Consider the following 12377-nt stretch of genomic DNA (forward strand, 5'->3'; position numbering starts at 1 on the left):
ATATTCGGAGGTATGTAGTCATTGGATACCGGAGCCGCCAAAAAGTTTGCACTTTCTTGCGTTTAACGTCCGGCCCGATAGGCCGCTACGTTCGTGTCATGTTCCGCCAGCGTCCGGGCAAAACGAGTCGCCCCATTCGCATCCGCCACGAAATAAAGAAAGTCCGTCTGGGCCGGATGCAGCGCCGCTTTCAACGCCGCCATACCGGGATTGCAGATCGGCCCGGGAGGCAGGCCGGTGTGTGTGTAGGTGTTGTACGCCGAGTCCGAGTGCAGCTCGCTCTGGTGTATCACTCCCGTCCACGTCCCGTGCAGTAGCGACGCGTAGATCACCGCCGGATCGGTCTGCAGGGGCATCCCCGCCGCCAGCCGGTTCTCGAAGACCCCCGCGACCACCGGACGTTCCGCGTCGATGTGAACCTCTTTTTCGACCAGCGAAGCCATCGTGACGGCCCGTGACGTGTCCCCATCAGCCAGTCCCAGCCGCGCCGCCTGCTGTCCGAAGCGCCGGGTCATCACGGTCAGCATCTGCAACGGCGTCGCGTGACGGCTGAACTTGTAGGTATCGGGAAAGAGGTAGCCCTCAAGTGAAGTGGCCTTGGGGCTCCAGCGGGAAATCAGCTCCGTATGCTGCTGCGCGGCGCTCAGGAAACCGTCGCGAGAGCCCAGTCCCGCTGCGGCAATCGCCTGTGCAATATCGAAGAGGTTATAGCCCTCGGGAATGACCAGCGTCAGGGTATAGACATCGCCGCGATGCAGCCGGGCGTAGATCTCGGGGAGCGAAGCCGGGTGGTCGAAGCGGTACTCGCCGGCCTTGAGCGAGCCGTTCTTGAGGGTTTTGAACAGCTCGAACGCCAGCTTGCTGCGGATGATGCCCGCCTGCTGCAACTGTGCGGCAGCCCCTGCGGTCCCAATGCCCGGCGTGATCTCGACGAAGGTCTCCGACGAAGGCCCATAGGGCAGAAACACGTAGAATCCCACCGCCGCAGCAGCCAGAACGATCAGTACCAGGAGAAACTTCAGCAGTCGCACGCACCCCACCCCTGCTTCGCATTCTAATGACTGCGCGGGGCTCCTTGCCCGGCCGACGACACATCGGCTCCATGCGTCAGCGGCTCGAAGACGAACATGTGCATGTCCACCGGCACGGGATACTGCTCCACGTGCTGCTCGATCCACTCCTTCGTCTCCGGCAGAGGCACTCCAAGCCGGTTGTGGTACTCGTTATACCCCACCACGAACGTCGCTCCCTGCGCGTAGTGCACCGCGCCTCCGCAGACCAGGGTCGGCACAGGGTCCTTGCGCAATAACAGGTGCGCGTGGAACTCCAGAGCAGGCAACAGTCGCTTCTCCTCGGCCTCATAGAGCTTGTCGCCCTGGATGTGCGCCGTCTCGGCGGCCGCCATCGTCGACGAGATGCCGTAGCTCGTATGCCCGAGGTCGCGGCACGTCTCCTGCGCCATGCCGTCCACGCTGGCGTTCAGGTTCGTCGTGCCGTACCAGCTCGTCTCGCCGCTTGCGCGCGGCAGTCGGCGGGGGTGCGCTCCATCCAGCGCCGAGTTATAGAAGTAGGCAGGCACGCGCTGCAGCCACAGGTCCTCGGCATGCTTCAGGAGGGCGTGGTCGTCTGTAAATACCGCGATGCCGGTCATCGCGTCGATCATGCTCAACTCCCAGTTGCCGTTTGAGCCTGAGCCGTCATGAATGAGCGGCAGGATGACCTTCGTCAGCATCGCCGAAAAGGCTGCGATGTCCTCCGGCTTCCACCCTGCATGGCTGTAGCGCAGGATCTCCGCCGACCGCGGCCAGGTCTCGCCGCTCCAGGCCGCCTGCAGCGGGGCGTTCGAGTTGGTATAGCCGTGCAGGTTATGCCCATAGGCGTTGACGATGCGGATCGCATTGTCCGCATAACGATGGTCCTCGCTGATGTACCAGAGCATCGACTGCAAATACGCCGCGCTGGCGTCCGCATCCTCGGCATGGCAGCCATGGTCGGGATGAGAGACCGGCCCGCAGTCGATGATTCCTGTCGAAGGCGGTCCCTGCAACTGATAGTCCAGCGCTCCGTACTCGCTCGCCACGGCCTTCTGGTACTCGCTGTAGAAGGGCTCTGCTTTGGCCTTGACCTGGGCCTTCACGAAGTCGAGCTGCGGCCCGCTCACCAGCACCCCGGGATGCTGAAACGCCTGGGCAACACAGATTCCGCTAAAAAACGAGGCCGCCAGGGCGACCGGCGCAATACGACGCAGCAGAGACATGAACTTCTCCTTGGATGGCTGGGGGAACGGGAACGACTGGGGAACGAAACAGCCGTGCTTCAAAACGCAGAGAAGTGTAGCATTCACGCGCTTGAGTAGGCCAGATGGTGACCCCTGGCACAGAAATTGCATTTAAAATTTCATAGGGTATCCCTAAACGCTGATTCACATCGTGAACAGAGACAAGCCCTGAAAGGGCGACATATACCAGCCCAGGGCGAAGCCCTGGGTTAGGACCCAATAGAATCCCGAGCCCTGAAGGGGCGACCTATTGTGCCCCCACGATAGATCGCGCCTTCAGCGCTCCGCTCCGAAGTGGCCACAAACCCCCCGGGCTTTACCCGGGGCTGGTGTAGCGTCGCCCTTTCAGGGCTTACCTTCATGCCAACCATGCGCAGTCTCGGCCAGCAAAGTAGTCCCCCGACCCTACTTATCTTGCATTTTGTATAATTCAGCGATGAATGAAGTCTTCAAGAACATTTGGGACGCTATAGAAGAGACTCCCGCACAGGCCGAAAACATGAAGCTCAGGTCCTCGCTCATGATTGTGCTGAAAGAGCACATCTCCCAGTCGGGTATGACGCAGAAGGAAGCAGCCAGGTTCTTCGGCGTTACCCAGCCCAGAATCTCCGATCTTATGCGGGGTCATATTGATCTGTTTGCTCTCGACAGCCTGGTCAATATGGTCGCGGCTGCAGGCCTGCACATCGAGATGCACATCGCGAAGGCTGCTTGAGAGACGTGGAGACTCCCCCTCGCATTCTCGCGCTTGACGTCGGCGACCGCCGCATCGGTCTTGCCATAACTGATCCGCTGGGTCTTACGGCCCAGCCGCTCTTCACGCTGCACCGCACCTCGCTCCGGGCCGACCTGAAGTCCGTAGCCCGGTTCATTCGCCAGCACAAGGTCACGACTGTCGTGGTCGGCAATCCGCTCCACGCCGACGGCTCTCCCAGCCCCCAGGCCGCCAAGGCCCTGGCCTTTGCCGCCGCCGTGCGCGAGGAGCATCCCACGCTTGCACACCATCTGCTCGACGAGCGGCTGACCACGCTCGAAGCCCATGCCTTGCTGGATGCCGCCGGACACAGCGCCCGCACCGCAGGCCGCAGCCACGGCAAGACGATCGACCGCAAAGACCTCATCGACCAGGTGGCCGCGACGCTGCTGCTGGAAAGCTTCCTCTCCGGCGGCAAGCCTGCTCTGCTCCCCGACCCGGACGCCGACGGGAGCACCTAAGCTCCCGGCACGGATGAGCACTCCTCATCGCTCTCTCCCTCGCAGCTCGTGGCTCTACAGGAAGCCGGTGTTCCCTGGCCACAAGCGCCGTGCACAAGGGCATCGGACGCGGGGCGGAAGGGCAAGTCTCGTATAATGGAGTTTTCACTCCACCGCCCTGTCGGCACCCGCCGAAGGCCCAGCAAAGCAGACCCACGCATGGAAGACATCAAAAGGGCTCTTGAAGAGCAAATCAAGGCACTCGAATACGAACTGACCACCGAACTCCCCGCCGAGATTAAAAAGGCAGTCGCGCTTGGAGACCTCTCCGAGAACGCCGAGTATCACTCGGCCAAGCAGCGTCAGGAGTTTGTGAACGCGCGTCTCGGCCAGCTCAAGAAGCGTATGGGCGAACTCGCCATGGTGAACCTCGACAATATCCCCAGGGACAAGGTCGGCTTCGGGTCTACGATTGTCGTCTTCGACAGCACCAAGGACGAAGAGATTACCTACAAGCTTGTGACCAGCGAAGAGGCAGACGTAACCAAAGGCCTGATCTCGACGACCTCGCCGATCGGCCGCGCGCTGCTGGGCAAAGAGATCGGCGACACTGCCACGGTCGTTACGCCCAATGGCAAGCGCGAGCTTGAAGTACTGAAGCTGACGACGATTCACGGCGTAGCGGCATAAGCCATGTCGGACGAGGCAGAGGACGACTTTGACTCGATCATTCGGGACATCACACCCTATGTAATGAAAAGCCTCGAAGGAAAGGGGTTCTTCGTCAGCCTGGAAGAGCTCATCTTCAATAAGGGTGCAGATAATCCAATTGGTTGCAAACATGACTTCACTCACGCTACGGCTCTTCTCATTAAGGCCGGGTATACCGCAGAAGATCGCGAAGATATCTTCGCTGTGATGAGATCACGGGGTGGCTTCTGTGATTGTGAGATTCTTTACAACGCGCTGGAGGAAAGTCTTCCCAGAGAGCGCTATTGGAAGACACGCGCAGCAGAATTGAAGCAAAACAAGCAATAGTGGTGATACGGGCGAGAAGCAGATTCCTCGCTACGCTCGGAATGACAACCAGAAAAGCAAAAGCGTTTCTCGGGTCGATAACAACGTTTTGTAGTAGTTCATTGATATACAAACATCGCACTTCGCGAGCCATCGCGATAAACTAATCCCTGTACCCTCATGACCTGGACACGCGCATTCGGTAAAGGCAGCGGCTGGCTGCTGCAGAAGATCGTCAACGGTCTTGCGCTTTCGCGCATCTCGCCGAACACGCTTACTTTCATCGGACTCATCATCAATGTCGTTGCGGCCTTCTTCTTCGGCTACGCACGCGCGGATAACAATGTCCGCATGTTCCTCTACGCCGGCCTGGTCATCATCGGCGCCGGGCTGTTCGATATGGTCGACGGTCGCGTTGCGCGCCAGACCAACCAGGTCTCCGTCTTCGGAGCCTTCTTCGACTCCGTGCTCGACCGCTACTCCGACGTCGCGCTCTTCTTCGGCCTGCTGGTCTACTACGCTCGTGGCAACCGCTTCTTTTATGTCTTCCTCGCGGCCTTCGTCATGACGGCAAGCCTGATGGTCAGCTATACGCGCGCTCGTGCTGAAGCCCTCATCGGCTCCTGCAAGGTCGGCTTCATGGAGCGGCCTGAGCGTATCGTCCTGGTGATTCTGGGCGCGCTCTTCAACCGCTGGGGAGCGATGGCTCCTGCGCTCTGGGTGCTCGCGGTGCTCTCGACCATTACCGTCATCCATCGCATCCGTTACACGTACCTCGAGACCGAGCGGCGCAAGCTGGCGTTGAACACGTAGAGCAGTGCCGATCTACCGCTTCTACAGCGGGCGGCCCCGAACGCAAACCAGCACAAAGCGGCGTGTAGACTTATTCTTCATGCGCCCGGTACGACCCCAATAAACTATGGCCACGGCTACCGCATCTCCGGTTCGAACCCTGCGTGAGCACGTTCTCGCGCTCGAGGGCGCGATTGCCCTCTGCCTGGACAAGCCACGCCCTAAAGCCGTCCACAAGGTCCGTACCGAAGCCCGCCGGATCGAGGCGCAACTCGAGTTACTGGGCCTACTCAAGAGGCTGCCCTCCTACCGCTCTGAGATGGGCCGTTCTCTGCGGCTGCTCAAAAAGATTCGCCGGACTGCCGGACGCGTCCGCGATCTCGATGTTCAGCGCAAGTTATTAAAGACTCACACCGCTGAAGACGAAAAGCAGATCGAACAGCATACGGATGCCAAGCTCAACGAACTCGCCGAGCTTGGAGAGCTTCGCCAGATCCGCAAGCAACGCCGCAAGCGCGCTGCCCGCAAGCTTCTGAAGCTGCTCCATAAGCGACAGGCAAAGCTTGCCTCCGCCTTCGACGCGCTGCTGACCGCTCTCGAGCCTGCGCAGGAACTTCAGTTGTCCGCAGCCGAGCTCTTGCGCCTGGTCGATCAACACTTTCGCGGCACGCATGCTCTCATCATTCGCCACCCTTCGAGCGAACATCTGCATTCCATTCGCAAGGCTGCGCGTATTGCACGTTACCAGGCAGAGCTCGCGACGAACTCTGCAGCCGCCACGCGTTCGGCACAGCGCTATGAGGCACTCCAGGTCGCCGGCGGCCAGTGGCATGACACGCTCGCACTTGCTGCCGAAGCAGCAACCGAACTGGGTGACAACCACAGCACCGCTGTCTGTTTTAGCCAGCTGCGCGACCAGCACCTCGCCGACTATCGAGCCTTGCTCGAACGTGTCCGCACCTGAGAGCTCCTCCATGCGCATTGGCTTCTTCGGCGGCAGCTTCGACCCCCCTCATCGAGGCCACCTCGCTGTGGCCCGTACAGTAGCAGCTACTTTCAGGCTCGACCGTCTCCTGCTGGCACCCACCGCACAGCAGCCGCTCAAGCCAGGAGGCGCTGCTGCTTCCTTCCAGGACCGCCTCGCCATGGTCGAGATCCTCTGCCGGGGAGAGGCTCGATTCGAGCCCTCCGCGTTGGACGCCCCACGACTCCACAGCGGACCGAACTACACCATCGATACCCTTCGACATCTGCGGGCCGAGTTTTCCCATTACCCCGAGATCTACAGCATCGTCGGTGCAGACTCTTTCCTGGACCTGCGCCGCTGGCGTTCGCCCGATCAACTGCTCGCTATTGTGGATTGGATCGTCGTCAGCCGTCCGGGCTTCGCTCTTTCAGCACTCAACAAACTGGATTTGACACCTGAACAACGCGCGCACATTTACCTGCTGGAGGGCGTCACGGAACCTGTAAGCGCCACCGAGGTTCGCGCCTGTCTGCGTGAGGGCCGCGACTGCAGCGAACTCGTTCCGTTCGACGTTCTCAGCTACATTCAGGAACACCATCTTTACGGCGCATAGAGCTGTCTCCAAGTTGCTGTTTCGGGACGAAGATTGAGCCGTGCAAATCGCGCCCTGAGGCAAGATACCGGAAGGGCACGGCTGAAGCTGTCCAGTGCCGGGCCGTAAGAACGGGGCACAGCCCCCTTCCGCTCTGCCGAAGGCTGAAGCGAAGGCGTAGCCGGAGCGACTGAATTGGTGCTGCCAGGACTGTGCAGGGTTCAGCACGGATGCATCCGGGGCTAAAATGGCCTGTTTCGCCACTACAAAAAGAAAGCAATTCAGTCGTTGCGCCCTGCGGGCTTCACTCCTGCCTTCGGCAGAGTCGTACGGCCTTTGGCCGGCTTTCTACGGCACGGTTGAAACCGTGCCCTTCCGCTCTGTGCCTCAACAAGCTATTTGCACCGGTCGATTGAGGTCCAGAAGCAATTTGATGACACACCCTAGTCTCTGTAGTCCTGGCTCTCAGCCAAACCGAAACGGAACTGCTATCTGTTCACTTCGCCCTACATTTCAACGAGGCTCAAACCGAAAGGACGCAGTTTCAGCCATACTGATTACTCACGACTCTTTCGTCCTTACAGCGCCTCACCTGTACTAGGATGGAATGTCTAAAGGAGTTTCATGCCCAGTACCGAAGTAAACCAGATGCTCGCCGCCGCCGCTGCTGCCTGCGAAGACAAGAAGGCAGAGGACATCCGCATTCTTGCACTAGATCCATCGGAGAGCGGCCTGACCGACTACTTCCTCATCTGCAACGGCACCAACGATCGCCAGAACGTTGCGATCAGTGATGAGATCGAAATTCGCCTGAAGCGCGAATTCGCCACCTATCCCAATTCGGTCGAAGGCCGCCGCCAGGGCGACTGGGTCCTGATGGATTATGTCGACTTCATCGTCCACATCTTCTCCCCGGAGAAGCGTGCGTTCTATGGACTGGAGCGACTGCGCAAGACGGCAACGCGGTTGAGCATTGAAGATCTGAATGCGGAACTCAGGTCTCAGATCAACGCTTCGCGCAAGAAGAAGCCCGCACCGGCAGCGGTGGCTCCGAAGAAAGCCGTACCAGCCAAAAAGAAGTCGGTACCTGCCAAGAAAGCCGTACCTGCAAAAGCCGCGAAAAAGGCTCCTTCGAAGCCCCTGAAGAAAGCCGCCACGAAAAAGACAGTTTCGGTGAAGTCGGCGAAGAAAGCTCCAGCCAAGAGCACAGCGAAGAAGACTGCGAAATCGCGCTCGTAGCAGCTAGTTAGACAAATCCCTGTACCCAGATCAGAGCTGCACGAAAGATAGAAACAAACGAAAGGTGGAGAGCCGAAGCTCTCCGCCTTTCGTTGTTTTGTACAGATTGAAGCTTAGAAGTTGAACTTGCCGAATACCTGAATCACACGTCCGCCGATACCAGCTCCCTGGAAGGAGCCGTAAGGGCTGGTCGGAGGAGCTGCGATGGAGCTGATGACTCCAAGGCCGTTTGATGACGAGATATCCGCTCCGGGAAGCGCAAAGTTCGGGTGATTGAACAGATTGAAGCCATTCGCACCAACCTGAAGATTCATAGAATTGCGGCGGTACAGCTTCTTGGCCAGGGTGAGATCCGTGTCTGCATAGTGCGGACCGGTGAATTGATTGCGCGGAGCATTGCCGAAGTCCGTTTGAGAACCCGATGCCACGAAATCTGAGGTGGAGAAGCACGGAGTAATCGCAGCCGAGGCTCCGCAGTTCCGGTTCATCTTGAAGTTCTTGATGTCTACGAGAACGCCACCGTTATCGGTACCGCCCGTGTACGTGCTCGGGCCAGAGCTATCGTAAACCGTGAAGGGTTGACCGCTGCGGTAGAAGCTCTTACCTGCGACAAGCCATCCGCCCAATACCTGGTTTTCAATGGTGTTCTGGAAGTGGAAAGGCATGTCGTACACAAAATCGAGTGAAAGGCTATTACGGATATCGTAGTCGGCAACGGAGTAGTTCAAGTGCCTTACGCTATGCGGATCTATCTGCCAATTCGATTTCGCGTAGTAAGAGTTATAGTTATACGGCTCATTGGTGGTTCCCCCATTGGAGGAATCATCCATAGCCTTGCTATATGTGTAGTTCACATTGAGAGTCAGGCCCTTATCAATGTGCTTGTAGGTAACGGAGCCGCCGTTGTAGTTCGAATGCGCTGCATTGCTATAGAGAGTGGCTGGACCGAAGTTAGGATCGGGCTGAGCCGTTGGCAAACCTCCGAAGCCGGGAACTGCTGCTGCTGCATTGACCGCACCATTCCAGATGATTTCATCGTAGCCGGTGTTTCCGGCGTACGCGAGGATGACAGCATCACTCTTCGTGAACTGATGTTGTACCTGCAGGCTGAACTCGAGGTAGGTTGGGTTTTTGAACTCGGAAGGTGCCAGTGCCAGAGCGGGATTCGCAAAGCCAGGGATGGTAGCTCCCAGGGAGCTGGAGCTTGCCTGATTATTGAAACCGGCTTCTACACCATTGAACGACGCCAGAGAGTTGGCCATGGCGCTACCCGGAATCAGAGTCGAACCGACACTGCCTGACGTAATGTACGAATTATAGACATTCGGCATGTTGTCAATAAAGTTGTCCAGAAACCCAGCAGGGTAGAGGTCCGTGAACATGCCAAAGCCACCGCGAACGACTGTGCGGCCATTTCCGGTGACGTCATAGTTGAAGCCGAACCGGCCCTGCGGATTGATCTTCGGCACGCTGGCAAAGGGGTGCGATTGATTAGCGTTCACCAGGCTGCTGTAGGGCGTCGAGGTTGTGACATTACTCTGCGGAAACGCCCCGTTGTAGAGGGAGAAGCAGGCGTTCGTGCACAGAGGATTGCCGGTGCGATCGAAGCGAACTCCAAGCGTCAACTTCAGACGCGACGTCGCTTGCCATTCATCCTGCGCATAGACCCCAATATTGTAGAGAGCCAGGTCTGCAGATTTGTTGTTCGTGAGTTGCTGTGTGAAGCTAGATCCGAACGGGTTACCGTTTGGATTGCTGGCTGTCTTGGTTGAGGGATTGATAACCGAGTTCAGAATTCCATTTGCGAAGTCGCCCATGAAGAGGGCATACGTGCCGGCAAAGTTTTGCTGGGCGTCGACGTCGGTGATATCGTTGCGCCGGAAGTCATATCCGAAGCGAAGCGTGTGATTGCCCTTGATGACCGAGAGATCGTCGACGAACTGATACTGCGTCACATTGCGGCCGTCGATGTACGAGTTCGACAAACCAAGGTTCTGATTTCCCAACTGCGCCTCCGCGCCGTTGGAACCGCCATCGTTAATCGAAGCAAAGTAGGTGGGGAACGCCGCCAGTGTAGCCGCCGTGTTGGAAGGGCCGAAGAAGGCCGTGTACCAGTTTGCAGCAAAGATAAATTGATTGACGATGTGCGGGCTGAAGACGTACGTGTCGTTAAGCTGTCCTTCATACGAAGGCTGGCTGCTGATCGTGCTGAACAGCGGGTTCACGAAGCTGGTATACGTCGGCTGCGTGCCGCGGTCCATCTTGTAGCGGCCAAAGAGCTTGTGCTTGTCGCTGATATTCCAGTCGACACGGCCCGTGAAGAGCCATTCGATATTCTTGTTCGCGCCTGTTCCAAGTGCAGACGAGGTGCAGGATGTAGTTTTGCCGAACGTACCGCCGTTTCCATCCGGAAGGTTCAGGAGGGCAGCCGATCCGCACCCCCATTGGCCACTACTATCCTGAAGCTGACCTGATCCATTTGTAACCGGTACTGCTTTTGCGAAGTTGGGAGACGAGTTATAAAGCGCAAACGCCTGCTGGTAGAAAGGAATATTGGCTGGAGCAGTCGTAGCCAGATTGTTCAGCACCGCACTCTGAAACGCTTGCGTAGGAAATGCAACGTAATTCTGAGCGGGCAATACGTAGTGAAGGCCTTCATAGTCGGCAAAGAAGAAGAGCTTATCTTTCCAGACCGGACCGCCTACGTTTGCAGCCCATTGGTTAGAGACAGCGTGAGGACGTGCACCTCCACCCTGCTTATTGAACCAGTCGTTCGCATTCAGAACGGTGCCGTTATAGAAGTAGTTCGCGGCGCCATGGAACTTGTTGCTGCCCGACTTGGTGGTGTAGTTGATGATGACGCCTGCGCCACGTCCATACTGCACACCATAGCCGTTCTGTACCACGGCAGCTTCGGAGATCTCGCCCTGTCCCAGAGTCAGGTTGCTCGAGCCTGAGTTATTGAGATTCAGGAAGGGGTCTTCGTCGTCATATCCATTGAGCACATACAGGTTCGACGTGCCGGGCAGTCCATCGGAGCTGAAGTTGCCGTAGGCACCGCCCGAGTTCAAGACGACTCCGGGAGCGGTAAAAGCGACGGTGGTAATGTCACCGCCGGGGGAGGGCAGGTTTTGAATCTGGCTTTCCGTCAACGTCATGATCGACGCAGGGGATTGAGTATCTACCAACTGCGCGGCCTGGGCGCTTACCGTGACAGCCGTATTGCTGCCGGCCACACCCAATGTAATGTCTACGTTCGGCGTCTGGCCTACCAGTACGACAACCGTTGTCGGCTGGGACAACAGGCCATTGGACGTAACATCAAGCTCGTACTTGGACGGTTTGAGCAACGGAGCACTGAACCGGCCCTCTGAATTGGTGACGACCTTCAGGGTCGCGTTTGTCGCGGTGTCGATAATCTTGACCATTGCGCCCGGAACCAGGGCACCCGTCGGATCGACCACAACTCCCGTAATAGCACCGGTTACAGCATTTTGCGCGGAAACAAGACCTGGCACGAAAAGTGCCGCGAAAAGCATACCCAAAACAAGGACTTTTTTGCAGATGGCCGAAAGCTTCTTCATTCTAAAAAACGTACTCCTCAAACAGGGGACCGGTAGGACATAGAACAACTGGCGGGATGCCGGCTTGCGTACTCGGATCTGCCCTTGTGCCCTGCACTTCTAATGCCAAATCCATCAAGTTTGTGAAATATTGATAATTCAAGCTTTGCGATCTACTGGATTGTGAATAATATGTCTTTTTTTAGTAATTTATCGTGCGCTTCTATGTAATTCTGTAGATCGACGATGGAAATCCTCCTCGCAATCATCCGGCCACGGCGCTCGCCCGCCTCGGAACCTGACGCCCAACTGCTCCAGCGCTACATCCAGCGCTCCAGCCGATATGTTCCCTGTGACCAGCGTGAGTTTTCCTCTGAGGCTGCCCTGTTTGCCCACCTCGATCGTCCTGCACGGCGTACTGCTCCCTACCTCATCCTGACCGACAGCCGAGGGAAACAGATGTCCTCCGAGGAGTTTGCCTCCACACTTGGGGGTGTTCAGGATAGCGGTGTCCAACAGGTGGTCATGGCCATAGGTCCGGCGGACGGCTGGTCGCCCGAAGCCCTCCGTCGCGCCAGCCTTACAGTGGCTTTCGGGCGAATCACCCTGCCCCATGAGCTGGCCGCCGTCGTGGCCGCCGAACAGATATACCGCGCACTGACCATTCGTGCCGGGCACCCGTATCACCACGGGCACTGAAATCTTCGCCATAAAAAAGGCGGGAGAGTTTTATCT

At 57.8% G+C, this 12377-nt stretch carries 12 protein-coding genes; 9 read left to right on the top strand and 3 right to left on the bottom strand.

Annotated elements, in window-relative coordinates; translation table 11 throughout:
• Positions 1-62: 62 nt before the first annotated feature.
• Positions 63-1031: an endolytic transglycosylase MltG gene (gene mltG / locus HDF15_RS16360; RefSeq protein ID WP_184257422.1), complete on the bottom strand. Its 969-nt coding sequence runs from the start codon at positions 1029-1031 to the stop codon at positions 63-65.
• A 23-nt stretch (positions 1032-1054) separates the two neighbouring features.
• On the bottom strand, positions 1055-2257 hold the full coding sequence (locus HDF15_RS16365) for an alginate lyase family protein (protein WP_184257424.1): 1203 nt from the start codon (positions 2255-2257) through the stop codon (positions 1055-1057).
• A 457-nt stretch (positions 2258-2714) separates the two neighbouring features.
• Between HDF15_RS16365 and HDF15_RS16370 the strand changes: the two genes are divergently transcribed.
• The 8 genes from HDF15_RS16370 (at position 2715) to rsfS (ending at position 8079) form a co-directional block, all read left to right on the top strand.
• On the top strand, positions 2715-2993 hold the full coding sequence (locus tag HDF15_RS16370; RefSeq protein WP_184257426.1) for a helix-turn-helix domain-containing protein: 279 nt from the start codon (positions 2715-2717) through the stop codon (positions 2991-2993).
• 5 nt (positions 2994-2998) lie between these two features.
• Positions 2999-3493 (top strand): Holliday junction resolvase RuvX, encoded by a 495-nt coding sequence (gene ruvX, locus HDF15_RS16375; protein ID WP_184257428.1) that lies wholly within the window; start codon positions 2999-3001, stop codon positions 3491-3493.
• Between the two features lie 198 nt (positions 3494-3691).
• A complete protein-coding gene (gene greA / locus HDF15_RS16380) occupies positions 3692-4162 on the top strand; it encodes a transcription elongation factor GreA (protein WP_184257430.1) in 471 nt (156 codons plus the stop codon).
• Positions 4163-4165: 3 nt separating this feature from the next.
• On the top strand, positions 4166-4510 hold the full coding sequence (locus tag HDF15_RS16385) for a DUF2695 domain-containing protein (RefSeq protein WP_184257432.1): 345 nt from the start codon (positions 4166-4168) through the stop codon (positions 4508-4510).
• A 159-nt stretch (positions 4511-4669) separates the two neighbouring features.
• Complete coding sequence (locus HDF15_RS16390; RefSeq protein ID WP_014268003.1) at positions 4670-5302, top strand: CDP-alcohol phosphatidyltransferase family protein; 633 nt, start codon at positions 4670-4672, stop codon at positions 5300-5302.
• Between the two features lie 106 nt (positions 5303-5408).
• The gene (locus tag HDF15_RS16395; protein ID WP_184257434.1) at positions 5409-6245 is read left to right on the top strand and encodes a CHAD domain-containing protein; all 837 of its coding nucleotides are present in this window, start codon (positions 5409-5411) and stop codon (positions 6243-6245) included.
• Between the two features lie 10 nt (positions 6246-6255).
• Complete coding sequence (nadD, locus tag HDF15_RS16400) at positions 6256-6861, top strand: nicotinate (nicotinamide) nucleotide adenylyltransferase (protein WP_184257436.1); 606 nt, start codon at positions 6256-6258, stop codon at positions 6859-6861.
• A 603-nt stretch (positions 6862-7464) separates the two neighbouring features.
• The gene (rsfS, locus tag HDF15_RS16405) at positions 7465-8079 is read left to right on the top strand and encodes a ribosome silencing factor (protein ID WP_184257438.1); all 615 of its coding nucleotides are present in this window, start codon (positions 7465-7467) and stop codon (positions 8077-8079) included.
• A gap of 113 nt (positions 8080-8192) precedes the next feature.
• Here rsfS and HDF15_RS16410 read toward each other — a convergent pair whose 3' ends face one another.
• A complete protein-coding gene (locus HDF15_RS16410; RefSeq protein ID WP_184257440.1) occupies positions 8193-11663 on the bottom strand; it encodes a TonB-dependent receptor in 3471 nt (1156 codons plus the stop codon).
• 225 nt (positions 11664-11888) lie between these two features.
• Here HDF15_RS16410 and HDF15_RS16415 point away from each other — a divergent pair, with 225 nt between their 5' ends.
• Positions 11889-12341: a 23S rRNA (pseudouridine(1915)-N(3))-methyltransferase RlmH gene (locus HDF15_RS16415; RefSeq protein WP_184257442.1), complete on the top strand. Its 453-nt coding sequence runs from the start codon at positions 11889-11891 to the stop codon at positions 12339-12341.
• Positions 12342-12377 lie beyond the last annotated feature (36 nt).

The organism is Granulicella mallensis (assembly GCF_014203225.1).
Lineage (GTDB): Bacteria > Acidobacteriota > Terriglobia > Terriglobales > Acidobacteriaceae > Granulicella > Granulicella mallensis_A.

Coding starts and splice junctions, on each gene's coding strand:
- HDF15_RS16415 (WP_184257442.1), top strand. CDS start 11,889: ATGGAAATCCTCCTCGCAATCATCCGGCCACGGCGCTCGCCCGCCTCG.
- rsfS (WP_184257438.1), top strand. CDS start 7,465: ATGCCCAGTACCGAAGTAAACCAGATGCTCGCCGCCGCCGCTGCTGCC.
- HDF15_RS16395 (WP_184257434.1), top strand. CDS start 5,409: ATGGCCACGGCTACCGCATCTCCGGTTCGAACCCTGCGTGAGCACGTT.
- greA (WP_184257430.1), top strand. CDS start 3,692: ATGGAAGACATCAAAAGGGCTCTTGAAGAGCAAATCAAGGCACTCGAA.
- HDF15_RS16410 (WP_184257440.1), bottom strand. CDS start 11,663: ATGAAGAAGCTTTCGGCCATCTGCAAAAAAGTCCTTGTTTTGGGTATG.
- nadD (WP_184257436.1), top strand. CDS start 6,256: ATGCGCATTGGCTTCTTCGGCGGCAGCTTCGACCCCCCTCATCGAGGC.
- HDF15_RS16390 (WP_014268003.1), top strand. CDS start 4,670: ATGACCTGGACACGCGCATTCGGTAAAGGCAGCGGCTGGCTGCTGCAG.
- HDF15_RS16365 (WP_184257424.1), bottom strand. CDS start 2,257: ATGTCTCTGCTGCGTCGTATTGCGCCGGTCGCCCTGGCGGCCTCGTTT.
- HDF15_RS16370 (WP_184257426.1), top strand. CDS start 2,715: ATGAATGAAGTCTTCAAGAACATTTGGGACGCTATAGAAGAGACTCCC.
- HDF15_RS16385 (WP_184257432.1), top strand. CDS start 4,166: ATGTCGGACGAGGCAGAGGACGACTTTGACTCGATCATTCGGGACATC.